This window comes from Terrabacter sp. AAH1, assembly GCF_054456855.1.
This window is the reverse complement of record NZ_JBTJJV010000001.1, coordinates 112,485-133,662: the sequence shown is the minus strand read 5'-3', so window position 1 is coordinate 133,662 and position 21,178 is coordinate 112,485. Positions and strand designations below refer to the sequence as shown.

The following is a 21,178-nucleotide window of genomic DNA, read 5'->3' as shown; positions in this document are numbered from 1 at the left end:
GTCCGACGCACGTCGAGAAGCCCGGGTCCCGTGTGGGCCCGGGCTCCTCGCGTATGCCGTCAGGCGCCGTCGCTGTCTGCGGTCAGTGGGGCGGGACGGAGCACCAGACGCGCATCGAGGCGGCGTCCATCGTGACGATGCTGCGCGACTGGACCGGCTCGCCAGGTGCGGCCGGACGCTCGTCGGCGCTGTCCCAGAGCAGCTGGTATGCGGTCACGCCGGGAGCGTGGGGCAGCGTGGCCTCGGTCCTGCGCGCCGACCCGTTGACCACGACGAGCACCGACTGCTGCGAGAACCACGCACCGTTGTAGAGGGCCTGGAGCACGTCGACGGCCGGGCCGTCCCAGCGGTGCCCCATGAGCTCGCCGTCGGCGGCGAACCAGGCCAGGTCGGTCGACCCGCCCTCGTGGATCTGCCTGCCGGAGAAGAACTCCCGCTGACGCAGCACCGGGTGGTCGCGTCGCAGCCGCACGAGGTGACGGGTCGTCTCGAGCAGGTCGTCCTGCCACGGCTCGAGGTCCCACCGCATCCAGCTGATCTCGTTGTCCTGGGAGTACGGGTTGTTGTTGCCACGCTGGCTGCGGCCGAGCTCGTCGCCGGCGTTGAGCATCGGGACGCCGGTCGAGAGCAGCAGCGTGCCGAGGAGGTTGCGCATCGACCGCCTGCGCGCCGTCACGATGTCGGGGTCGTCGGTGCGACCCTCGACGCCGTGGTTCCACGACCGGTTGTCGTTCGAGCCGTCGGTGCCGCCGTGACCGTTGGCGCCGTTGTGCTTCGTGTCGTAGGCCGTGAGGTCCGCGAGGGTGAAGCCGTCGTGCGCCGTGATGAAGTTGACCGACGCGATGGTGCCGCGGTCGTGGCTGTCGAAGAGGTCCTGCGAGCCGGCCAGGCGGGTGGCGAGCTCACGCACGCCGTGACCCATGCCGCCCGCGGCCGAGGCGGCGAGGTCGCGCAGCCAGAACGTGCGAGCCGTGTCGCGGTAGCGGTCGTTCCACTCCGAGAAGGGCGGCGGGAACTGTCCGGTGCGCCAGCCGTGGATGCCGAGGTCCCACGGCTCGGCGACGAGCTTCGCGCGCGACAGCACCGGGTCGGTGCGCAGGGCGACGAGGAAGGGGTGGTCGCGGTCGTAGCCGTCGTCCTTGCCGCGACCGAGCGCGACGGCGAGGTCGAAGCGGAACCCGTCGACGTGGCACTCCTGCACCCAGTAGCGCAGGGAGTCGAGCACCATGCGGGCCACGACCGGGTGGGTGAGGTCGAGGGTGTTGCCGCAGCCGGTGACGTCGATGTCGCGGCCGCGCGCGTCGACCCGGTAGTAGGCGCGCTGGTCTAGGCCGCGCCACGACAGCATCATGCCGTCGCGGGAGTTCTCGGCCGTGTGGTTGTAGACGACGTCGAGCAGCACCTCGATGCCGGCTGCGTGCAGCGCCTTGACCATGCCCTTGAACTCGTCGAGCACGCCTTGGGGGTCGGTCGCCGCGGCGTAGGGGGCGTGCGGCGCGAAGAACCCGAGGGTGTTGTAGCCCCAGTGGTTGGTCAGGCCGCGCAGCACGAGGTCGGGCTCGTGGGTGAACGTGTGCACGGGCAGCAGCTCGACCGCGGTGACACCCAGCCCCAGCAGGTGCTCGACGAACGCCGGGTGGGCGAGGCCGCCATACGTGCCCCGGAGCTCCTCGGGAACGCCGGGGTGCAGCCTCGTGGCGTTCTTGACGTGCACCTCGTAGATGAGCGACTCGGTCAATGACCTGCGCGGGAAATCGTCGGTGCCCCAGTCGAACTCGTCCTCGACGATGACGCAGCGCGGCATGTGGGGCGCCGAGTCGCGGTCGTCGCGCACCCAGAGGTCGCCCCGCAGGTCAGGGCCGACGCGGTGCCCGTAGACGGCGGGGTCGAGCCTGACCTCGCCCTCGATCGCGCGGGCGTACGGGTCGAGCAGCAGCTTGGCCGGGTTGTGCAGCAGCGACCGGTCGGGGTCCCACTCGCCGTCGACGCGGAAGGCGTAGCGCTGCCCGGCGACGATCCCGGGCACCGTGTCGAACCACGTCCCGTGGGCACGGTGCCGAAGCAGGACGCGGCGCTCGGCCCGCGACCCGTCGGGGAGCTCGTCGAAGAGGCACACCTCCACGGAGCGGGCGTGGCCGGCGTAGACGGAGAACTGCGCGCTGCCGTCGATGAGCCGGGCGCCGAGCTCCGGTGGGAGGTCGGGCGTCGCGGGCGGGGGCGGGCACATGCATCCGAGCGTAGGGGGCCGGGGGAGGGGTGGCGGACCCGACGCCCCCGGCGGACCGTGGAGGGCCGGTCGGGGTCCGGGCCGGGGTCCGGGCCGGATCGACCTCGACGCGCGCTCTCGTTACGGTTGGCGCATGACCGATCCGACTTCGCTGCCCAACTTCATGCCGAGCGCTCCCGACGCCGGGCCCGACGGCGGCCAGGCCCCCGCCAGCGCCACCCCCGTGCGCGACCGCATCCTCGAGGTGCTGAAGGGCCTCGGCATCGAGGCGTCCATCGACGGCGACGGCGACCTCGAGTTCGCCATCGTCGACGACGAGGGTGCCAGCACGACCCTTTTCGCCCGCGTGGCCGAGGGCGACCTCGCCCTGGTCCGCTTCTTCGGTCAGTGGCAGCTCGCCGAGCCCGTCTCGCCCGACCGCAACGAGCGCATCGCCCGCTGCAACGACCTCACGATGCAGCTCAACATCGTCAAGCTCTCGCTCGTGCAGGAGAGCCTCGTCGTCTCGGCCGAGCACGTCATCACCCCCAACGCCGACCTCGAGATCCTCGTGCCGCTGTCGGTGAACCACATCCTCCAGAGCGTCGGCTTCTTCTTCCAGTCCTGGCTGCCCGTCGACGACGTGCCCGCCGGCCCGACCGCCTGATGGGCGAGTTCGTCCGGCTCGAGGTCGAGGACGGCGTCGGCACGATCCGCCTCGACCGGCCGAAGATGAACGCCCTCAACGTCCAGGTGCAGGAGGAGATCCGGGAGGCCGCTGCCGAGGCGACGGCACGCACCGACGTCAAGGCCGTCATCGTCTACGGCGGTGAGCGCGTCTTCGCGGCAGGGGCCGACATCAAGGAGATGCAGACCATGTCGTACACCGACATGGTCCAGCGCTCCGGGCCCCTCATGAGCTCCATCACGTCGGTCGCCCGCATCCCGAAACCGGTCATCGCCGCGATCACCGGCTACGCCCTCGGCGGCGGTTGCGAGCTCGCCCTCGCGTGCGACTTCCGCCTCGTGGCCGACGACGCGAAGCTGGGTCAGCCCGAGATCCTGCTGGGCATCATCCCGGGGGCCGGCGGCACGCAGCGCCTCTCGCGCCTCGTCGGCGCCTCGCGCGCCAAGGAGATCATCTTCAGCGGCCGCTTCGTCGACGCGCAGGAGGCCCTGGCGATCGGCCTCGCCGACAAGGTCGTCCCGGCCGCCGACGTCTACACCGCCGCCCGCGAGTGGGCCGGCTCGTTCGTCGGTGCCGCGTCGTATGCCGTCCGCGCCGCCAAGGAGGCCATCGACCGCGGTCTCGAGGTCGACCTCGAGAGCGGTCTCGAGATCGAGCGGATGCTCTTCGCCTCGCTCTTCGCGACGAAGGACCGCGAGATCGGGATGAGCTCCTTCGTCGAGCACGGCCCGGGCAAGGCGCAGTTCGAGGGTCGATGACACCACCGCTGGACGTCCTCGTGTTCTACTCGCCCGTCGAGTCGACCGAGGACGTCCTGGCGGCGGTGCACGGCGCCGGTGCGGGCGCGCTCGGCGACTACCGCGAGTGCGCGTTCGTGACCCGCGGCACGGGCCGCTTCCGTCCCGTCGCGGGCGCCCGGCCGGCGATCGGCACGGTGGGCGACCTCGAGCGGCTCCCCGAGGATCGGGTCGAGGTCGTGCTCGAGCGGTCGCTGCGCGGCGCCGTCGTGGCGGCCCTGCGCGCCGCCCACCCCTACGAGGAGCCGGCCTTCCACGTCATCGAGACCGCCCCGACCGACGGCGCGCCCTGACGGCGCCCTGGCGGCGCCCCGGCGTTGCCCCTCCGTCAGGCGTGGCGCAGGCCACTGGTGGTGAGCGTCACGCCTCGGGCGTGCTCGGGGAGCGAGCGCTCGGTGAGAGGATGGCTGGCAGTGCCGGAGCGACCTCCGGCAGCTCCATGAGCACCACCATCCGCAAACGGAAGAGGACGTTCACCCATGAACATCGTCGTCTGTGTCAAGTACGTGCCGGACGCCCAGGCCGAGCGCACGTTCAACGCATCTGACAACACGACCGACCGCGAGAACGTCGACGGCCTGCTGTCCGAGCTCGACGAGTACGCCGTCGAGGAGGCCCTGAAGATCGTCGAGGCCGGCGAGGGCGAGGTGACGGTGCTCACCGTCGGCCCCGACCAGGCCGCCGACGCCATCAAGAAGGCCCTGCAGATGGGCGCCGACAAGGGTGTCCACGTCAACGACGCCGCGATCCACGGCTCCGACGCCGTCGCGACCTCGCTCGTGCTCGCCGAGGCGATCAAGAAGCTCGGTGACGTCGACCTCGTCATCACCGGCATGGCCAGCACCGACGGCACCATGGGTGTCGTCCCGACGATGCTCGCGGAGCGCCTCGGCCTGCCGGCCGTCACCTTCGCCTCCGAGCTGACCGTCGACGGTGGCGCCGGGGGCACTGCCACCATCCGCCGCGACGGCGACGCCTCGACGCAGACGATCACGGCCACGCTGCCGGCCCTCGTGTCGGTGACCGACCAGATCAACGAGCCGCGCTACCCCTCCTTCAAGGGGATCATGGCCGCGAAGAAGAAGCCGGTCGAGACGTGGGCGCTGTCCGACCTCGGTGTCGACGCGTCGCAGGTCGGCCTCGACGCCGCGTGGACGAAGGTGTCGTCGTTCGACGCCCGCCCGCCGCGCACGCAGGGCGAGATCGTCAACGACGAGGGTGACGGCGGCAGCAAGCTCGCCGCGTTCCTGTCCGAGCGCAAGTTCGTCTGACCGCTCTCTCCTCCCGAACTTCCCAGCCAGCAAAGGAGATCCACACCATGGCTGAAGTACTCGTGCTCGTCGACCACGTCGAGGGCAAGGTCCGCAAGACCACAGCCGAGCTGCTGACGATCGCCCGCCGTCTCGGTGAGCCCTCCGCGGTCTTCGTCGGCGCCGGCTTCGACGCCGCGAAGGAGTCCCTCGCCCGCTTCGGCGCCGAGAAGGTCTACCGCGTCGAGTCGCCCGAGGTGCTCGAGCACCTCGTCGTCCCGCAGGCCGAGCTGCTCGCGCAGCTCGTCGCGGAGAAGTCCCCGGCCGCCGTGCTGGTGCCGGCGTCGCCGGAGGGCAAGGAGGTCGCCGCCCGCCTCGCCGTCAAGACGGAGTCGGGCCTGATCACCGACGCCGTGGACGTGCAGGCTGCCGATGGTGGCGTGGCCACGACGCAGTCGGTCTTCGCCGGCTCCTACACGGTTGCGGCGACGGTCACGAAGGGCACGCCGATCATCGCGGTGAAGCCGAACTCGGCGACGCCGGAGGAGGCGGCCGGTGCGGCCGCCGACGAGGTCGTCGACTTCACCCCGTCCGATGCCGCCAAGGGCGCGCGCATCACCGAGTCCAAGCCGAAGCAGGCCACCGGGCGTCCCGAGCTCACCGAGGCGGCCATCGTCGTCTCCGGTGGCCGCGGCACCGGTGGTGACTTCTCCAAGGTCGAGGACTTCGCCGACAGCCTCGGTGCCGCGGTCGGTGCGAGCCGTGCGGCCGTCGACGCCGGGTGGTACCCGCACACGAGCCAGGTCGGCCAGACCGGCAAGCAGGTCAGCCCGCAGCTCTACGTCGCGTGCGGCATCTCCGGTGCCATCCAGCACCGGGCCGGCATGCAGACCTCGAAGACGATCGTGGCCGTCAACAAGGACAACGAGGCCCCGATCTTCGAGCTCGTCGACTTCGGCGTCGTGGGCGACCTCTTCACCGTGCTGCCCCAGGCCACCGAGGCCATCAAGGCCTCCAAGGACTGAACCCTTCCCACTCTTCCGCAGCACAGTGCCCACTCGACCGACCGGTCGGGTGGGCACGGTGCTGTGCGGGGTCACCAACCAGCCGAGGGGGCCTGGCCGCGGCCGTGCTCAGGCGGCCTCGGGGTCGACGTCGACACGGGCGAGGCGAGCCCAGCTCTCGAGGCGCTCGCGGTTGAGGGCGTATGCCGCCCTCCCGGTGCCGAGCGTCCACCAGGCGCCCCGCAGGGCCTCCGACGGCAGCCGCACGGGCCGCCCGTCGTCGCGGCTCCACTCGAGGCGGCCGCCGGAGGACACACGGCGGACGTCGATGCGCCGGACCGTGGTCGACGCGAGCGTGTTGTGCACCCGCAGGCTCGTCGCGCCGAGGTCGATCCGGGCCGACCACGCTCGCCAGCCGAGGGCGACCGCGACAGCCAGGCACACGGCATACGCGACGGGTGCGGGAATGCCGGGCAGGAGGCGCAGGACGAGGCGCGCGACGAAGAAGCCGAGGACGGGGCAGGCCAGCGCCGAGACGGCGCGGTGGGCGGCCGGGGCACGCAGACGGCTGCCCCCGGTGCCACCACTTTGCAGGTGCGCGTCACCCATGGGGCCGATCCTAGGTCGATCGGCCCCAGGGGTGACGTCTCTCGGTTCGGACGCGCGTCGGACGCGTGCCCGTCGCGTGTCCGACCCGAGCGGTCAGCGGACGGCTGCGGCGGCGGCCACGACGTCGACGAGGCCGTGGCCCTTGTCGAACGACGTCGTGCCGTTGCCGGTGGGGTCGGCCACGTACGCCGAGCCGTCGGAGTACTTGTAGGCCGTCGACTTGATCGCCGCCTCGACCTGAGCCGGGGTCGCGTTCGGGTTGGCCTGGAAGAGCTGCGCGACGATGCCGGAGATGTGCGGGGTGGCCATCGAGGTGCCGCTGATCGTGTTGTAGTCGCCGCCCTCGCGGGGGTCGCCACCGGTCGAGCAGATCGGCAGGTAGACGCGGCAGGACGACGTGATGTCCTCACCGGGGGCCGAGATGTCGGGGTAGCTGCCGAACTGGCCCTGCTTGCCGCGCGAGCTGAAGTCGCTCACGGTGCCGTTGCGGGTTCCGGTGTTCTGGTCGAAGTAGGACGCGACCGAGATGATGCCGCCGGTGGGGTCCTGGCCGGGCGGGTTGGAGAGGTTGGCTGAGCCGTCGCCACCGTCGTTGCCGTTGGCCCAGACCGTGACGACGCCCTCCTTGACGAGCGCGCGCTGGAGCTTGACCGTGGCGGAGTTCGGGTCGAACTCGCCGCCGCCCGAGGGGCCGTAGGAGTTGCTCGTGACCTTGATCGGCGGGCAGGTGCTGGCCGGCACGCCGGCGCCGCACGGGGCGGCGTGGTTCTCGAGCACCCAGTTGAGGGCCGAGTCGGCTCCGACGATGAGCAGGACGGCGCCGGTGCCGAGGCTGACGATGCTGGCGCCGGGGGCGGCGCCGTGCATCCTCGTGCCGTCGGAGAGCGTCACGTCGCGGCCCGCGACGATGCCCGAGACGTGCATGCCGTGGCCGCCCGCGGCGAGCAGGTCGGTGTCGAGGCTGCCGGCGTCGACAGGCTGGCAGGGGAGCACCTCGAGCGGGTCGCAGACCATCTTGAGGTTCTTGACGACGGCCGACGTGCCGTTCGCGTTCTGGAGGAACGGGTGGGTCGGGTCGACGCCCGAGTCGATGACGGCGACGCTGACGCCGGAACCGTCGAGGGCCTTGCCGTTGGCGCCGGTCAGGGTCGCACGGGCCTCGGAGCCGCGCGTGGCCGTGTTGGAGGTCGAGAGGAACATGTCGATCGGCTCGTTGCCCTCGACATAGGTGACCCCGGACTGCGAGCGCACCGCGTCGATCTGCAAGGGCAGGCCGGCGGCGACGACGACGCCGATCTTGTCGAAGGTCTCGCGCACGACGAGCCCGGACGCCGTGGCGGCCTTGCGCGCGGTGGCCACGTCGGCGGCGTGGACCATGACGGTCGTGGGGGTGGCGGCCGACAGCGTCGACCAGTTGGCCGACAGCCACGGCGAGAGGGGTGCCTTCGCCGAGGCCGAGCCGAGGAGGCCTCCGACGGCGGTGGCGGGCCCGGCCTGCGGGGCGGGCGACGCGGCCGCGACGGAGGCCGACGTCAGCGCGGCGGCGGCGGTCAGGGTGGCCGCTCCCAGACGGAGACGACGGGATGGGGTGGAGCGCATGAGTTGCCTCTCTGCAGGGCCGTCCTGCTGCAGTGGAAGACGGCGATGTGCAGGGCCAACGAGGCGCGGTCGACCGAGGTTACGCCCGGGTAGCGGCCGCGACGGCCGGACGGGGCACGCTCGGGACCGTCCTAGAATCGGTGGGTGACTGCGTACCTCGACCATGCGGCGACCACGCCGATGCTGCCCGCCGCGATCTCGGCGATGACCCGGCAGCTCGGGATCGTGGGCAACGCGTCGTCGCTGCACCGCACGGGCCGGGCGGCCCGGCGTGCCGTCGAGGAGTCGCGCGAGAAGATCGCCCGCTGCCTCGGCGCGCGCCCCTCGGAGGTCGTCTTCACGTCCGGCGGCACCGAGTCCGACAACCTCGCCATCAAGGGCACCTACTGGGCCCGCCGCGACCGCGACCCGGCCCGGGTGCGCCTGCTCGTCGGTGTCACGGAGCACCACGCCGTGCTCGACTGCGTCGACTTCCTCGTCGCCCACGAGGGCGCCAAGGTCACCTGGCTCGAGTGCACGCCCGAAGGCGTCGTCGAGCCCTCGACGGTGCGCGCGGCCATCGAGGCGGACCCAGCCTCCGTGGCGCTCGTGTCGGTGATGTGGGCCAACAACGAGGTCGGCACGGTCCAGGACGTGCGCGCCATCGCCGAGGTCGCGCACGAGCACGGCGTCCCGTTCCACACCGACGCCGTCCAGGCAGCCGGTCATCTGCCCGTCGACTTCGCCGCCAGCGGGGCCGACCTCATGTCGGTGACCGCGCACAAGCTCGGCGGCCCCATCGGCGTGGGAGCGCTCGTCGTCCGGCGTGACGTGAAGCTCGTGCCGCTCAGCCACGGCGGCGGGCAGGAGCGGCAGGTCCGCTCGGGCACGCTCGACACCCCGGCGGTCGTCGGCTTCGCCACGGCGCTCGTCGAGGCGACGGCCGCCGTCGACTCCGAGTCGGCCAGGCTCGTGGCCCTGCGCGACGACCTCGTCCAGCGGGCGATGGCCCTCTCGCCCGACATCCGGGTCACCGGCGCCTGGGCCGCGGGTGACGGCACGACGCGCCTTCCCGGCAACGCGCACCTGCTCGTGCCGGGCTGCGACGGCGACTCGCTCCTCTACCTGCTCGACGCGGCGGGCGTCTCGTGCTCGACGGGCTCGGCCTGCCAGGCGGGCGTGCCGCAGCCGAGCCACGTGCTGCTCGCCATGGGGGTGCCCGAGGCGGACGCCCGTGGGGCGCTGCGCGTGACACTGGGCCACACGTCGACCCAAGCCGACGTCGACGCCTTCATCGACGCGCTGCCGGCCGCCATCGAGCGGGCCCGCCGCGCGCGGGAGGCGACCGCATCGTGAGGGCGTCGTGAGGGTCGTCGCAGCGATGAGCGGCGGCGTCGACTCGGCCGTCGCCGCCGCCCGCATGATCGACGCGGGCCACGAGGTCGTCGGCGTGCACCTCGCCCTGTCGCAGAGCGCCGCCACCCTGCGCGAGTCGGCGCGCGGGTGCTGCACCATCGAGGACGCCGGCGACGCCAGGCGGGTGGCCGACGTGCTGGGCATCCCCTTCTACGTGTGGGACATGGCGGCCCGGTTCAAGCGCGACGTCGTCGACGACTTCCGCGCCGAGTACGCCGCCGGCCGCACGCCCAACCCCTGCCTGCGGTGCAACGAGAAGATCAAGTTCGCGGCCCTGCTCGACAAGGCGGTCGCGCTGGGTTTCGACGCCGTCGCCACCGGTCACTACGCCCAGGTGGTCGAGGTGCCGGACATCGACGGCGGCGTGCGGCGCGAGCTGCACCGGGCCGTCGACGCGGCGAAGGACCAGAGCTACGTCCTCGGCGTGCTCGACGCCGAGCAGCTCGCCCGCTCCTTCTTCCCGCTCGGTGACACCACCAAGCCGCAGATCCGGCAGGAGGCGGCCGAGCGCGGCTTCTACGTCGCGAACAAGCCCGACAGCCACGACATCTGCTTCATCGCCGACGGCGACACCCGGGGCTGGCTCGGGCGCGAGCTGGGGCAGGCGCCGGGCGACATCGTCGACACCGAGGGTGCCGTCGTCGGCAGCCACGACGGTGCGTTCGCCTACACCGTCGGTCAGCGCCGCGGACTCGGGCTCTCACGACCGGCCGCCGACGGGCAGCCGCGCTACGTCGTGGAGGTGCGCCCTGACACCAACCAGGTGGTCGTGGGCACCGCCGACCTGCTCGGGGTCAACGCCCTCACCGGCGACCACGCCCGCTGGTGCGGCCCGGCGCCGGAGGGAGTCGTGGAGGTGGGTGCGCAGGTGCGCGCGCACGGTGCCGAGTACCCAGCCCGCGCGTGGGCTGACGGCGAGAACGTCGAGGTGCGGCTCGACGAGCGCATCCGCGGGGTGGCGCCCGGGCAGTCGGTCGTCCTCTACGACGGCACGCGTGTGGTGGGCTCCTCGACGATCGCCGCCGCACGCCTCGAGCGCACGTCCGTCGCCTGAGCCCGCAGCGCGGCAGGGCAGGCCGTCGCGACCCTCGGTCGGACCGGCCGGCCGTCGTCAGTCGAGCGTGCGGGTCCAGGTGAGGGTGCGCGCGGTCGGACGGAAGCCGAGCGACCGGTAGAGGCGCTGCGGGCCGGGGTAGTCGTCGTCGCCCCGCGGGCTGACCTGTGCCGACGAGCCGCCGAGCGCGCCGAGGTGGTTCAGCGCGGCGAGGGTGACGGCGCCGGCCAGGCCCCGGCCACGGTGCTCGGGCACGCACCCGACCGGCTCCACGAGACCGACCCCGGTGGCCTCGTCGAGCCAGACGACGACCGAGGCCACCATCCGGCCGTCCGCGTCGACGGCCACCCAGTCGAGGTCGTGCCGGTAGGGCCACGCCGCCATGAGCTGCCGATAGGCGGTCTCGTCGACCTTCGACGGCCCGAAGTCCGACCACGCTGCGGCGTGCACGGCGGCACGCTCGCGAGCCTCGTGCGGCTCGACGTGCCGGAACCGGTAGCCGTCCACGCGGGGCGCCGCGGCGAGGTCGCCCACCGCGACGGTGTGGTGGGTGAACCACCACGCGTCGGGTTGTGGCTCGAAACCTGCTGCGGCGAGGGCCGGTCCGGCCACGTCGTGCTCCATCACGAGAGCCGACTGCGTCTCGGCGTCGCTGACCTCCTCGAACCAGTCGACGAGCTCCTCGGCGACGTCCGGGCGGTCGGGGGCCACCTGCAGCTCCACCCAGTCCGGTGCCTCGGCCCAGCCGAAGCCCACGACCTGGCCGCCGTCGCTCCAGGCGGCGATCGCCTCGCCCTCGTCCAGCCGGGTGGGGTCGACGGGGCGGTGGTAGCGGCTCCACGCGAGCTGGCCGGGGTGGAACCTGCTGGTGGGGGACCACAGCCGCGACGCCATGGCCTGCATCGCCCGCAGGTCGTCGGGCCCCGAGAAGTCACGACGTGCGGCCGGCATCGCGCCAGCCTAGGGGCGCCCGAGGCCGTCCGTCGCCCCGGTTCCCGCACACCGCCCGCCGGCCGCGGTCCCGCCCCTGCGTCGAGCCGCAGCGTGCTGCCCATAGGCTGGCGCGGTGACCCTGGCAACCGGTATCGGATCCTGGCCCGGCACGTCCGTGCGCGACGCCCTCGCACAGGTGGGCGAGATCCTCGACGGTCACCTGCCGTACCTGCCCGAGCTGCCCGCCCGCGGGCCCGGCGCCGACATGGTGGGGCGCACGGCCGGCCTGCTCGTCGAGATGCCGGTCGACCTGCAGCCGGTCGGCTGGCGGCTCGTCGACCGCCCCGGCCGCGATGCGGCCCGCACCGCTGCGTTCCTGCGGGAGGACCTCGACCAGCTCGCCGAGGCCTTCGACGGGCACGCGGGTCGACTCAAGCTCCAGGTCGTGGGGCCGTGGACGCTCGCCGCGAACGTGTGGCTCGGCCGCGGCGAGCGGATGGTCGTCGACGAGGGCGCGAGCCGCGACCTCGTCGAGTCGCTCGCGGAGGGCGTCCGCCTCCACGTCGGCGCCGTCCGGCGGCTCGTCCCGGGCGCCGAGATCGTGCTGCAGGTCGACGAGCCGTCGCTGCCCACCGTGCTCGCCGGCCGCCTGCCGACCTCCTCGGGCTTCGGCCGCCTGCCGAGCCTCGACCCGCAGGTCGCTGCAGCCGGGATCAGGACCGTGCTCGCCGCGCACGACGGCGAGACCGTGCTGCACTGCTGCGCCGCCGACCCGCCCCTGGCGCTGCTGCGCTCGACCGGCCCGTCGGCCCTGTCGGTCGACACCTCGCTCCTGCGGCCGCGCGGGTGGGAGGGCGTCGCCGTCGCGGTCGAGGACGGCATACGGCTGCACGCGGGAGCGATCCCGACGGACGGCAGCCTGACCCGGCCCCAGGCGGTCGCCGACCGCTTCGTCGACGCCTGGCGCCGCATCGGTATGCCGTCCGCCTCGCTGGCCGACGTCGTCGTGACGCCGGCGTGCGGCCTGGCCGCTGCCACCCCCGAGCTGGCCCGCACCATCCAGCGTGCAGCCGTCGAGACCGTGCGCGAGCTGGACGAGCGCAGCGTCGTCTGACCAGCGGGCAGCCCGGCACGGCGAAGGCCGGTCACCCCGAGGGTGACCGGCCTTCGCCGTGCCGGGGGAGCGGGCTCAGAGCGCCGAGCCCGCCGTCCACTTGGACCAGCTGAGGTTCCAGTCGGCGTAGCCGTTGCCCATGGTCATCGGGCGGTTGGTGCCGACCGTCTCGACGACGTCACCGATGCGGGTCTGGCCGTAGAGCCACTGGCCGTTGGCGTCGCTCATGCCGGTGCAGCCGTGGCTGACGTTGCGGTGACCCTGGTCCTTGACCGACCAGGGGGCCGTGTGGAGGAACTCACCCGAGTTCGTGACGCGCATGGCGTACTTGACCGGGGTGTCCTCGTAGTAGCCGGTGTCGCCCTTCTTGAGGCCGATGGTCTCGGCGCGCATCGTGATGTTGGTGACCTTGTCCATGATCACCTTGACGCCGGAGCGGGTGATGAAGCCGGGCTGACCGCCAGTGACGGGGATGCGACGCGCGAGCTTGCCGTTGATCATGACGTCCATCTGGTGCGTCTGCAGGTTCACCTTGGCGATGACGGAGCGGCCGATCGTGAAGTCGGACGTCCGCGACTGCTCGCCCCAGCGACCGCCGCCGGCGGAGACGCCGTTGAGCTTCGCCTCGACGTGGACCTTGGTGCCGGGCTTCCAGTACGTCTTGGGGCGCCAGTGGGCCTCCTTCGACGACAGCCAGTACCAGGAGCCGGCCTGCGCAGGCGTCGACGTGACGACCATGTGCTTCTCGAAGTTCGCCTTGTCCTTGACCGGCAGGTCGAAGCGCATGACGACCGGCATGCCGATGCCGACCGTGCCGCCGTCGCGGGGGGAGACCGAGGTGTAGACCTGATCGTCGAGCGTGAGGTTCGCGGTGCGGAACGAGCGGGTCGTCTCGTCGGTGCGGCCGTCGGAGTCCTCGGCCTCGAGGGCCAGGGTGTACTTGACGCCGGGCTCGAGCAGGTCGCCGGCCGTCCACGTGCCGTCCTTGAGCGTGCCGTCGACGGTGACCTTGTTGCCCTTCTTGCTCACGTAGGACAGCGAGGCCTTCTTGAGGGTGCCCTTCTCGGCGGAGGCGGTCACCCGCGTGTCCACGGCGACGTCGTCGGCGTCGGCGGCCGGGGTCGTCGTGTAGGCGACCGGGTCGGTGGTGGGCGTCGGGGTGGACGTCTCGGAGCTGTCGGGCCCGGCGGACGCCGACGAGCTCGCCGGCTTGCCGTTGTCGGCCGTGGCGGAGGCGTTGCAGGCGGTCACGCCCAGCATGGCCAGGATGGCCATCCCCGAGACTGTGGCGGTACGGATGCTCGACTTCACGCTCAATAAACCCTTCACGGACGCGACGCCGGGCGTCCCACGGCGGGACGGGGTGCGGCGCGTCGATAGACCCTGCTCCAGTGTCACCGATGGCGACCTGATACTCCAAAACGTACGGCGAGTCCAAACTGCGCGTGTCGCAGGCCGTCCGCGGGCACCCGAGCCTACCCGCCGTTATGCCGTTCGGGGCTGTTCCCGGGCCCTTCTCGGGGCTTTCTCGAGTGCCTCCCAGACGCGCCCACGGCCTCAGGAGGCGTCGGCCGGGCGCACCTCACGGCGCAGGATCTTGCCGGTCGGCCCCTTGGGCAGCTCGTCGAGCGTCCACAGGCGGCGGGGGTACTTGTACGCCGCGAGCCGCTCCTTGACGTAGGCCTGGACGTCGTCGAGCGTCGCGCTCGAACCCGGTCGGAAGACGACGGCCGCGCCGACCTCCTCGCCCATGAGGTCGTCAGGCACCCCGACCACGGCCGCCTCGAGGACGTCGGGATGCGTGTAGAGCACCTCCTCGACCTCGCGGGGGTACACGTTGAGCCCGCCGCGGATGATCATGTCCTTCTTGCGGTCGACGATCGTGAAGTAGCCCTCGTCGTCGACGGTGGCGAGGTCGCCGGAGCGGAACCAGCCGTCGGGGATGGCCTCCTTCGTGGCCTCGGGGCGGTTCCAGTAGCCCTTCATGATGTTCTCGCCGCGGATCGCGATCTCGCCGATCTCGCCGGGCGGGGTGTCGTTGCCCTCGAGGTCGACGAGCTTCATCTCGCACCCCGGGATCGCGCGGCCGATCGTGCCCGGCTTCGTCGGCTTGTCGGGCATGTTGAACGAGGCGACGGGAGACGTCTCGGACAGGCCGTAGCCCTCGAGGATCTGGCAGCCGAACTTCGCCTCGAAGGCCTTCATGACCGCCTCGGGCATGGCCGAGCCGCCGGAGGCGCAGGTGCGCAGGCTGCTCGTGTCGGCCTGGTCGGCGTTCGGGTGGTTGAGGATCGCGGCGTACATGGTCGGGACGCCTTGGAAGATCGTCACGTGGTCGCGCCCGAGCACCTCGATGGCCTTGGCGGGGTCGAAGCGGGGGATGAGCGTCAGGGTCGCGCCGCGCTGCACCGACGTGTTGAGGCCGCACGTCAGGCCGAAGACGTGGAAGAGGGGCAGGCAGCCCATGATCACGTCGTCCTCGGTGATCTGCATGATGTCGGTCGCCGAGCGTTCGGCGTTGCGGTGCAGGTTGAAGTGGGTGAGCTCGGCGCCCTTCGGCTTGCCGGTGGTCCCGCTCGTGTAGAGGATCACCGCGGTGTCGTCGTCGGCGCGGTCGACCGGCTCGGTCACGGGGGCGGCCGCCGTCTCGGACGTGTCGAACTGGCCGTCGGCCGGGCCCATCGGACCGCACACGACGAGGCGCGTGCCGGTCTCGGCGGCGGCCTTGCCGGCCTCCTCGGCGAAGTCGGGCCAGACGAAGCTGAACCGGGCGCCGCTGTCCTCGTAGAAGTACTGGATCTCGCCGGACTTGAGCAGTGGGTTCATCGGCACCACGATCCCGCCGGCCAGCAGCGTGCCGTAGAACGTGACCGGGTAGGCGGGCACGTTCGGCAGGATGAGCGAGACACGGTCGCCCGGCTCGAGCCCCGCCGCGCGCAGCTGTCCCGCGACGGCCGCTGCGGCCCGGTGCAGGGCCGACCAGCTGACCTCGGCCTGGTCGAGCTTGATCCCGACCTTGTCGGGAACGCGCCCTGCCGTGGCGACGAGGTTGGCGGCGAGGTTGGTCATCTCTGCTCCTTCGCAGGGGGTGGGGCGCTGGGCTCGGGTTCATTGTTACTGCTGGGTCGCCCGGTGAACAGACCTGGCGCGCGACGTGCCGAGGCTCACGGCCCGGTGGCGTCGGGGGTGGCTGGCAGGATGGTCGCGTGAGCGAGACCAGCGGCCCAACGCCCGTCACCGACGACGTCCCGACCGAGGTCCACCAGGAGTGGGCCGACCTCGCCGAGCAGGCCGCTGCGGCCCAGTTCGCCTATCACGTCAAGGATTCGCCGACGATCAGCGATGGGGAGTACGACCAGATCATCCGGCGCCTCAACGAGATCGAGGAGTCACACCCCTCGCTGCGCACCCCGGAGAGCCCGACGCAGAACGTCGGTGGAGCGGCCTTCGCGACGGGCTTCGAGACGGTCGACCACGTCGAGCGCATGCTGAGCCTCGACAACGCGTTCTCCTTCCAGGAGCTGCAGACCTGGGCCGAGCGGGTCGAGCGCGAGGTCGGGGCGGGGGCGCACTTCCTCACCGAGCTGAAGATCGACGGCCTCGCGATCAACCTGCTCTACGAGAAGGGCCGACTGGTCCGCGCGCTCACGCGCGGCGACGGGCGCACCGGTGAGGACGTCACCAACAACGTCCGCACCATCGACGGCATCCCCGAGCGGCTCTCGGGCGACGACGTGCCCGAGCTCGTCGAGATCCGCGGCGAGGTGTTCTTCCCGACGGCGGCGTTCGCCGACCTCAACGCCGGGCTCGTCGAGGCGGGCAAGGCGCCGTTCGCCAACCCGCGCAACGCGGCAGCGGGATCCCTGCGGCAGAAGGACCCCAAGGTCACCGCCAGCCGCCGCCTGCGAATGCTCGTGCACGGCATCGGCGCCCGTCGCGGCTTCGACATCGAGCGGCAGAGCGAGGCGTACGACCGCCTCCGCGGCTGGGGGCTGCCCACCTCCGACGAGGTACGCGTGCTCGACGACATCGCTGCCGTCGAGAAGTTCGTCACCTACCACGGTGAGCACCGGCACGACCGGGCGCACGAGATCGACGGCATCGTCGTCAAGGTCGACGAGGTGCCCCTGCAGCGGCAGCTCGGCGCGACGTCGCGGGCGCCGCGCTGGGCCATCGCGTTCAAGTACCCACCCGAGGAGGTCAACACCAAGCTCCTCGACATCCGCGTCAACGTCGGCCGCACCGGCCGGGTCACGCCCTACGGCGTCATGCAGCCCGTCGTCGTGGCGGGGTCCACGGTGGAGCAGGCGACGCTGCACAACGCGTACGAGGTCGAGCGCAAGGGCGTGCTCATCGGCGACACCGTGGTGCTGCGCAAGGCGGGCGATGTCATCCCCGAGATCGTGGGGCCGGTCGTCGACCTGCGCGACGGCAGCGAGCGGGCGTTCGTCATGCCGACCGAGTGCCCCGCCTGCGGCACGACCCTCGCCCCGGAGAAGGAGGGCGACAAGGACATCCGCTGCCCCAACACCCGCTCGTGCCCGAGCCAGCTGCGCGAGCGGGTCTTCGCCCTCGCCTCCCGCAGCGGGCTCGACATCGAGGCCCTCGGCTGGGAGGGGTCCAGCGCCCTGCTCGACTCCGGCATCATCACCGACGAGGGCGACCTCTTCACGCCGGCCGATGACAGCCCCCACGCGGGCGAGTACGGCATCACGCGCGAGAAGCTCGCGCAGGTCCCGCTCTACACGCGCGCCGCGAAGAAGAGTGATCCCGACGACCGCGTCGTCGACGGGCGGGTCCTGTCCGCCGGCGGCGAGAAGCTGCTGGCCGAGCTCGAGAAGGCGAAGTCGCAGCCGCTCTGGCGGGTGCTCGTCGCCCTTTCGATCCGGCACGTCGGGCCCACCGCGGCCCGCGCGCTCGCGACCCACTTCGGGTCCTTGGACGCGATCCGGGCCGCCTCGACCGACGAGCTCGCCCAGGCCGAGGGCGTCGGCGGTGTCATCGCCGAGGCCGTCACCGCCTGGTTCGAGGTCGACTGGCACCGCGAGATCGTGCGCAAGTGGGCCGACGCCGGCGTGCGGATGGCCGACGAGGTCGACACCTCCGTCGAGCGCACCCTCGAGGGGCGCACGGTCGTCGTCACCGGGTCGCTGGAGGGCTTCTCGCGCGACGAGACCAAGGAGGCGATCATCAGCCGCGGCGGCAAGGCCTCCGGCTCCGTGTCGAAGAAGACCGACTTCGTCGTCATCGGCGCGAACGCCGGTTCCAAGGCGGCCAAGGCCGAGGAGCTGGGGCTCACCATCCTCGACGAGGACGGCTTTCGCCGGCTCCTCGAGACCGGCTCGCCCGACTGATCGGAGCCGTCCCCGCCGTACGGGGGCTGGGACGGCTCCGGCCGCACGGCCGGCTGTGTGGGGCAGGGCGCGTCGGTGGCTCGGCGACCAGCGAGGGGTGCGCGCGCTCTCATGTGTGCCCGCACCACAGATCCAGCGCAGGTGTGTGGGTACCCACCGTCACTTTGGGAGGCGGTCCTCCTAGGCTTGCCCGAAGTTTCCGGTTCCGTGCCACGGAGCCTGACCACCGGAAGATGCCGCCGACCGACCGGTCGGCCCGCAGCGAGCGCGACGCACGAGGAGGTGCAGGTCTTGACGGGTACCCCGTTGCTCGAGACCAGGGCCCTGACGAAGGAGTTCCGGGGCTTCCGGGCCGTCTCGGACGTCGACCTCACGGTGGCGCAGGGCACCGTCCACGCCCTCGTCGGCCCCAATGGTGCGGGCAAGACCACGCTGTTCAACCTGCTGACCGGCTTCCTCACCCCGACCTCCGGAACCGTCACCTTCGACGGGCAGGACATCACCGGCCGGGCGCCGGAGCAGATCGCCCCTCTCGGCATCGCCCGCTCGTTCCAGATCACGAGCCTGTTCGAGGCGATGACCCTGCGTGAGCACCTCGAGCTCGCCCTCGCCAGCCCCACCGGCATGGGCAAGCAGTGGTGGCGCTCGGTCACCCGCATGGCGACGTTCAAGGACAGGGCCATGGACCTGCTCGAGCAGGTCGGTCTCGCCGACCGCGCGGGCGCGCCGGCCTCGTCGCTCGCGTACGGCCAGAAGCGCGCGCTCGAGCTCGCCATCGCGATGGCCCTCGACCCGAAGCTGCTCCTCCTCGACGAGCCGACGGCCGGCATGGGCATCGAGGACGTCGACCGAACCATCGCCCTCGTCAAGCAGCTGTCGGCCGGGCGCACCGTCGTCTTCGTCGACCACAACATGCACGTCGTCGGCTCGCTCGCCGACCAGGTGACCGTGCTCCAGTCCGGACAGATCCTCGCCGAGGGTCCCTACGAGCAGGTGCGCGCCGACGAGCGCGTCATCACGGCCTACCTCGGAGCCACCCATGAGTGACGAGACCACCACCACCGAGCGCACCGGCGCGGCTGCCGAGACCCCTGCAGGGCAAGGCTCCTCCCGCATGCTGGAGGTCACCGGGCTGTCCGCCTGGTACGGCGAGGCGCGTGTGCTCACCGACGTGGCGATCGACGTCGCCCCCGGCGAGGTCGTCACCCTCGTCGGTCGCAACGGTGCCGGCAAGACGACCCTCCTGCGGTCGGTCATGGGCCTGCACCGCCAGATCGAGGGCACGATCAGCCTCGACGGCACCGACCTCACGCGGAGGTCGGCCGACGCCCGCGCGCGTGCCGGCATCGGCTGGGTGCCCGACGACCGCGGCATCTACGCCAGCCTCACCGTCGCCGAGAACCTCCTGCTGCCGCCCGTCGTCCACGCCGACGCGTGGCCGCTCGAGCGCGTCTACGAGTTCTTCCCGGTGCTCCACGAACGACGCGACTTCCCCGGCACGAAGCTGTCGGGTGGCGAGCAGCAGATGCTCGCCATGGCCAGGGTCCTGCGGATGGGTTCGCGCCTGCTGCTGCTCGACGAGCCGAGCGAGGGCCTGGCCCCCGTCATCGTCCAGCGCATCGGCGAGATCATCCGCGAGATCAAGGGCCAGGGGGTCGGCGTGCTCCTCGTCGAGCAGAACGTCAAGTTCGCCTCGACGGTCGCCGACCGGCACTACCTGCTGGCGCAGGGGAAGGTCGTCGAGCACCTCGGCAACGACGACTTCCGGGCTCGCGAGAGCGAGCTGCTCACCTATCTCGGGATGTAGCCGCCCGGTCGGCCCGTCCGCGGGTCGCACCGGCCGGACCACCAGCACGTCACCGCACCACGTCACCGCACCACCTCACATCTCGTCACACCCCAGGAGGGGACATGCGTAGCAGGACAGTCCAGGGCACCGTCGTCATCGCGGCGACCGCCTCCCTCGCGCTCGCCGCGTGCGGCAGCGGCGCCGGCGGCCCGCAGTCGGGCGGCTCGGGCAAGCTCACCGACGACAAGATCGTCATCGGCCTGCTCAACGACCAGTCGGGCGTCTACAAGGACCTCTCCGGCCCCAACTCGAAGACGGCCATCGAGCTCGCCATCGCCGACTACAAGGCGAAGTACGGCGACAAGGCCGTCGCCAAGACCATCGAGATCGTCACGGCCGACCACCAGAACAAGGCCGACGTCGCCAACTCCAAGGCGCAGGAGATGTACGACCGCCAGAAGGCCGACATCATCCTCGACGTGCCGAACTCGGCGGCCGCGCTCGCCGTCGCGACCCAGGCCGCGAACAAGAAGAAGCTCTACATCAACATCGGCGCCGGCACGACGAAGCTCACCGGCGAGAGCTGCAACAAGTACACGTTCCACTGGGCCTACAACACCGCGATGCTCGCCCGCGGCACCGCCGGCACCATCACCAAGGAGGGCGGGACGAGCTGGAACATCGTCTACCCCGACTACGCCTTCGGCCAGGACATGAACAAGTCCTTCACGAAGGAGGTCACGGCCGCCGGCGGATCGGTGGGCCAGTCGATCGCGTCGCCGTTCCCGAGCGACAACTTCGCCACGTTCATCACCAAGGCCGGTGAGGGCAGCCCCAAGGTCATCGGCTCGATGCACGCCGGTGGCGACCTCATCAACTTCGTCAAGCAGTTCAACCAGAGCTCGCTCAAGGGCAAGGCGCAGCTCGCCGTCGGCCTGATGTTCATCACCGACATCCACTCGCTCGGTGTCGACCAGTTCGCCGGCACCCAGTTCACCGACGCGTGGTACTGGAACTTCGACGACCAGAACAAGAAGTGGGCCGACCGCTTCAAGGAGAAGACGAACACCCGTCCGTCGTTCGCCCACGCTGCCAACTACTCGGCCGCGATGAACTACCTCGAGGCCGTCCAGGAGGCCGGCACCGACGACGCCGACGCCGTCGTGGGCAAGCTCGAGGGCAAGAAGATCAACGACGTGTTCCTCCGCAACGGTGAGGTCCGCAAGGCCGACCACGCCGTCACGCACGACGTCTACCTCGCCAAGGTCAAGAGCTCCGCACCCGAGGAGTGGGACTACGAGGACATCGTCAAGACGATCCCCGCCGCCGACGCGTACGGCGAGGCGAACCCCGCCTGCAAGATGGGCTGACCCGAGGCCGTATGCC

18 protein-coding genes are annotated in these 21,178 nt (G+C 71.6%); 12 read left to right on the top strand and 6 right to left on the bottom strand.

What is annotated here, in order from left to right:
* Positions 1 to 82: 82 nt before the first annotated feature.
* Positions 83 to 2,227 (bottom strand): glycogen debranching protein GlgX, encoded by a 2,145-nt coding sequence (gene glgX / locus ACXR8F_RS00635; protein WP_458798354.1) that lies wholly within the window; start codon positions 2,225 to 2,227, stop codon positions 83 to 85.
* A 133-nt stretch (positions 2,228 to 2,360) separates the two neighbouring features.
* Between glgX and ACXR8F_RS00630 the strand changes: the two genes are divergently transcribed.
* The 5 genes from ACXR8F_RS00630 to ACXR8F_RS00610 all read left to right on the top strand — a co-directional run bounded on the left by ACXR8F_RS00630 (position 2,361) and on the right by ACXR8F_RS00610 (position 5,966).
* A complete protein-coding gene (locus tag ACXR8F_RS00630; RefSeq protein ID WP_045188494.1) occupies positions 2,361 to 2,873 on the top strand; it encodes a type III secretion system chaperone family protein in 513 nt (170 codons plus the stop codon).
* Positions 2,873 to 3,652 (top strand): enoyl-CoA hydratase/isomerase family protein, encoded by a 780-nt coding sequence (locus ACXR8F_RS00625; RefSeq protein WP_458798353.1) that lies wholly within the window; start codon positions 2,873 to 2,875, stop codon positions 3,650 to 3,652. Before ACXR8F_RS00630 ends, ACXR8F_RS00625 begins: the two co-directional genes overlap by 1 nt.
* A complete protein-coding gene (locus ACXR8F_RS00620) occupies positions 3,649 to 3,984 on the top strand; it encodes a hypothetical protein (RefSeq protein ID WP_458798352.1) in 336 nt (111 codons plus the stop codon). The genes ACXR8F_RS00625 and ACXR8F_RS00620 overlap by 4 nt, the downstream gene beginning before the upstream one ends.
* A gap of 186 nt (positions 3,985 to 4,170) precedes the next feature.
* Positions 4,171 to 4,962 carry an electron transfer flavoprotein subunit beta/FixA family protein gene (locus ACXR8F_RS00615; RefSeq protein ID WP_045188499.1) on the top strand — a complete coding sequence of 264 codons (792 nt, stop codon included), beginning with the start codon at positions 4,171 to 4,173 and terminating at the stop codon, positions 4,960 to 4,962.
* 47 nt (positions 4,963 to 5,009) lie between these two features.
* Positions 5,010 to 5,966, top strand: a complete 957-nt coding sequence (locus ACXR8F_RS00610; protein WP_045188501.1) for an electron transfer flavoprotein subunit alpha/FixB family protein — start codon at positions 5,010 to 5,012, stop codon at positions 5,964 to 5,966.
* A 108-nt stretch (positions 5,967 to 6,074) separates the two neighbouring features.
* Here ACXR8F_RS00610 and ACXR8F_RS00605 read toward each other — a convergent pair whose 3' ends face one another.
* Complete coding sequence (locus ACXR8F_RS00605; protein ID WP_458798351.1) at positions 6,075 to 6,554, bottom strand: hypothetical protein; 480 nt, start codon at positions 6,552 to 6,554, stop codon at positions 6,075 to 6,077.
* A gap of 93 nt (positions 6,555 to 6,647) precedes the next feature.
* The gene (locus ACXR8F_RS00600; protein ID WP_458798350.1) at positions 6,648 to 8,153 is read right to left on the bottom strand and encodes a S8 family peptidase; all 1,506 of its coding nucleotides are present in this window, start codon (positions 8,151 to 8,153) and stop codon (positions 6,648 to 6,650) included.
* A 144-nt stretch (positions 8,154 to 8,297) separates the two neighbouring features.
* On the opposite strand from ACXR8F_RS00600, the gene ACXR8F_RS00595 reads away from it, so the two are divergent.
* Positions 8,298 to 9,488 carry a cysteine desulfurase family protein gene (locus ACXR8F_RS00595; RefSeq protein WP_082080723.1) on the top strand — a complete coding sequence of 397 codons (1,191 nt, stop codon included), beginning with the start codon at positions 8,298 to 8,300 and terminating at the stop codon, positions 9,486 to 9,488.
* A gap of 7 nt (positions 9,489 to 9,495) precedes the next feature.
* Positions 9,496 to 10,602 (top strand): tRNA 2-thiouridine(34) synthase MnmA, encoded by a 1,107-nt coding sequence (mnmA, locus tag ACXR8F_RS00590; protein ID WP_458798349.1) that lies wholly within the window; start codon positions 9,496 to 9,498, stop codon positions 10,600 to 10,602.
* A 57-nt stretch (positions 10,603 to 10,659) separates the two neighbouring features.
* On the opposite strand, the gene ACXR8F_RS00585 is transcribed toward mnmA, so the two are convergent.
* A complete protein-coding gene (locus ACXR8F_RS00585; RefSeq protein WP_458798348.1) occupies positions 10,660 to 11,553 on the bottom strand; it encodes a GNAT family N-acetyltransferase in 894 nt (297 codons plus the stop codon).
* Positions 11,554 to 11,668: 115 nt separating this feature from the next.
* Between ACXR8F_RS00585 and ACXR8F_RS00580 the strand changes: the two genes are divergently transcribed.
* On the top strand, positions 11,669 to 12,649 hold the full coding sequence (locus tag ACXR8F_RS00580; protein WP_458798347.1) for a uroporphyrinogen decarboxylase/cobalamine-independent methonine synthase family protein: 981 nt from the start codon (positions 11,669 to 11,671) through the stop codon (positions 12,647 to 12,649).
* A 75-nt stretch (positions 12,650 to 12,724) separates the two neighbouring features.
* Here the strand turns inward: ACXR8F_RS00580 and ACXR8F_RS00575 are convergent, their stop codons facing one another.
* The gene (locus ACXR8F_RS00575; protein WP_458798346.1) at positions 12,725 to 13,924 is read right to left on the bottom strand and encodes a L,D-transpeptidase; all 1,200 of its coding nucleotides are present in this window, start codon (positions 13,922 to 13,924) and stop codon (positions 12,725 to 12,727) included.
* A gap of 282 nt (positions 13,925 to 14,206) precedes the next feature.
* The gene (locus ACXR8F_RS00570) at positions 14,207 to 15,718 is read right to left on the bottom strand and encodes a long-chain-fatty-acid--CoA ligase (RefSeq protein WP_458798345.1); all 1,512 of its coding nucleotides are present in this window, start codon (positions 15,716 to 15,718) and stop codon (positions 14,207 to 14,209) included.
* A 137-nt stretch (positions 15,719 to 15,855) separates the two neighbouring features.
* Between ACXR8F_RS00570 and ligA the strand changes: the two genes are divergently transcribed.
* The 4 genes from ligA (at position 15,856) to ACXR8F_RS00550 (ending at position 21,162) form a co-directional block, all read left to right on the top strand.
* A complete protein-coding gene (gene ligA, locus ACXR8F_RS00565) occupies positions 15,856 to 18,003 on the top strand; it encodes an NAD-dependent DNA ligase LigA (protein ID WP_045188519.1) in 2,148 nt (715 codons plus the stop codon).
* Between the two features lie 291 nt (positions 18,004 to 18,294).
* The gene (locus ACXR8F_RS00560) at positions 18,295 to 19,050 is read left to right on the top strand and encodes an ABC transporter ATP-binding protein (RefSeq protein ID WP_045188580.1); all 756 of its coding nucleotides are present in this window, start codon (positions 18,295 to 18,297) and stop codon (positions 19,048 to 19,050) included.
* Positions 19,043 to 19,810, top strand: a complete 768-nt coding sequence (locus ACXR8F_RS00555; protein WP_458798344.1) for an ABC transporter ATP-binding protein — start codon at positions 19,043 to 19,045, stop codon at positions 19,808 to 19,810. The genes ACXR8F_RS00560 and ACXR8F_RS00555 overlap by 8 nt, the downstream gene beginning before the upstream one ends.
* A 104-nt stretch (positions 19,811 to 19,914) precedes the next feature.
* Positions 19,915 to 21,162: an ABC transporter substrate-binding protein gene (locus tag ACXR8F_RS00550; protein WP_458798343.1), complete on the top strand. Its 1,248-nt coding sequence runs from the start codon at positions 19,915 to 19,917 to the stop codon at positions 21,160 to 21,162.
* Positions 21,163 to 21,178: the final 16 nt, after the last annotated feature.

Bases quoted from the DNA above. Each gene is read 5' to 3' on its own strand.
- glgX (WP_458798354.1), bottom strand. From the start codon at position 2,227: ATGTGCCCGCCCCCGCCCGCGACGCCCGACCTCCCACCGGAGCTCGGC.
- ACXR8F_RS00630 (WP_045188494.1), top strand. From the start codon at position 2,361: ATGACCGATCCGACTTCGCTGCCCAACTTCATGCCGAGCGCTCCCGAC.
- ACXR8F_RS00625 (WP_458798353.1), top strand. From the start codon at position 2,873: ATGGGCGAGTTCGTCCGGCTCGAGGTCGAGGACGGCGTCGGCACGATC.
- ACXR8F_RS00620 (WP_458798352.1), top strand. From the start codon at position 3,649: ATGACACCACCGCTGGACGTCCTCGTGTTCTACTCGCCCGTCGAGTCG.
- ACXR8F_RS00615 (WP_045188499.1), top strand. From the start codon at position 4,171: ATGAACATCGTCGTCTGTGTCAAGTACGTGCCGGACGCCCAGGCCGAG.
- ACXR8F_RS00610 (WP_045188501.1), top strand. From the start codon at position 5,010: ATGGCTGAAGTACTCGTGCTCGTCGACCACGTCGAGGGCAAGGTCCGC.
- ACXR8F_RS00605 (WP_458798351.1), bottom strand. From the start codon at position 6,554: ATGGGTGACGCGCACCTGCAAAGTGGTGGCACCGGGGGCAGCCGTCTG.
- ACXR8F_RS00600 (WP_458798350.1), bottom strand. From the start codon at position 8,153: ATGCGCTCCACCCCATCCCGTCGTCTCCGTCTGGGAGCGGCCACCCTG.
- ACXR8F_RS00585 (WP_458798348.1), bottom strand. From the start codon at position 11,553: ATGCCGGCCGCACGTCGTGACTTCTCGGGGCCCGACGACCTGCGGGCG.
- ACXR8F_RS00575 (WP_458798346.1), bottom strand. From the start codon at position 13,924: ATGGCCATCCTGGCCATGCTGGGCGTGACCGCCTGCAACGCCTCCGCC.
- ACXR8F_RS00570 (WP_458798345.1), bottom strand. From the start codon at position 15,718: ATGACCAACCTCGCCGCCAACCTCGTCGCCACGGCAGGGCGCGTTCCC.
- ACXR8F_RS00555 (WP_458798344.1), top strand. From the start codon at position 19,043: ATGAGTGACGAGACCACCACCACCGAGCGCACCGGCGCGGCTGCCGAG.
- ACXR8F_RS00550 (WP_458798343.1), top strand. From the start codon at position 19,915: ATGCGTAGCAGGACAGTCCAGGGCACCGTCGTCATCGCGGCGACCGCC.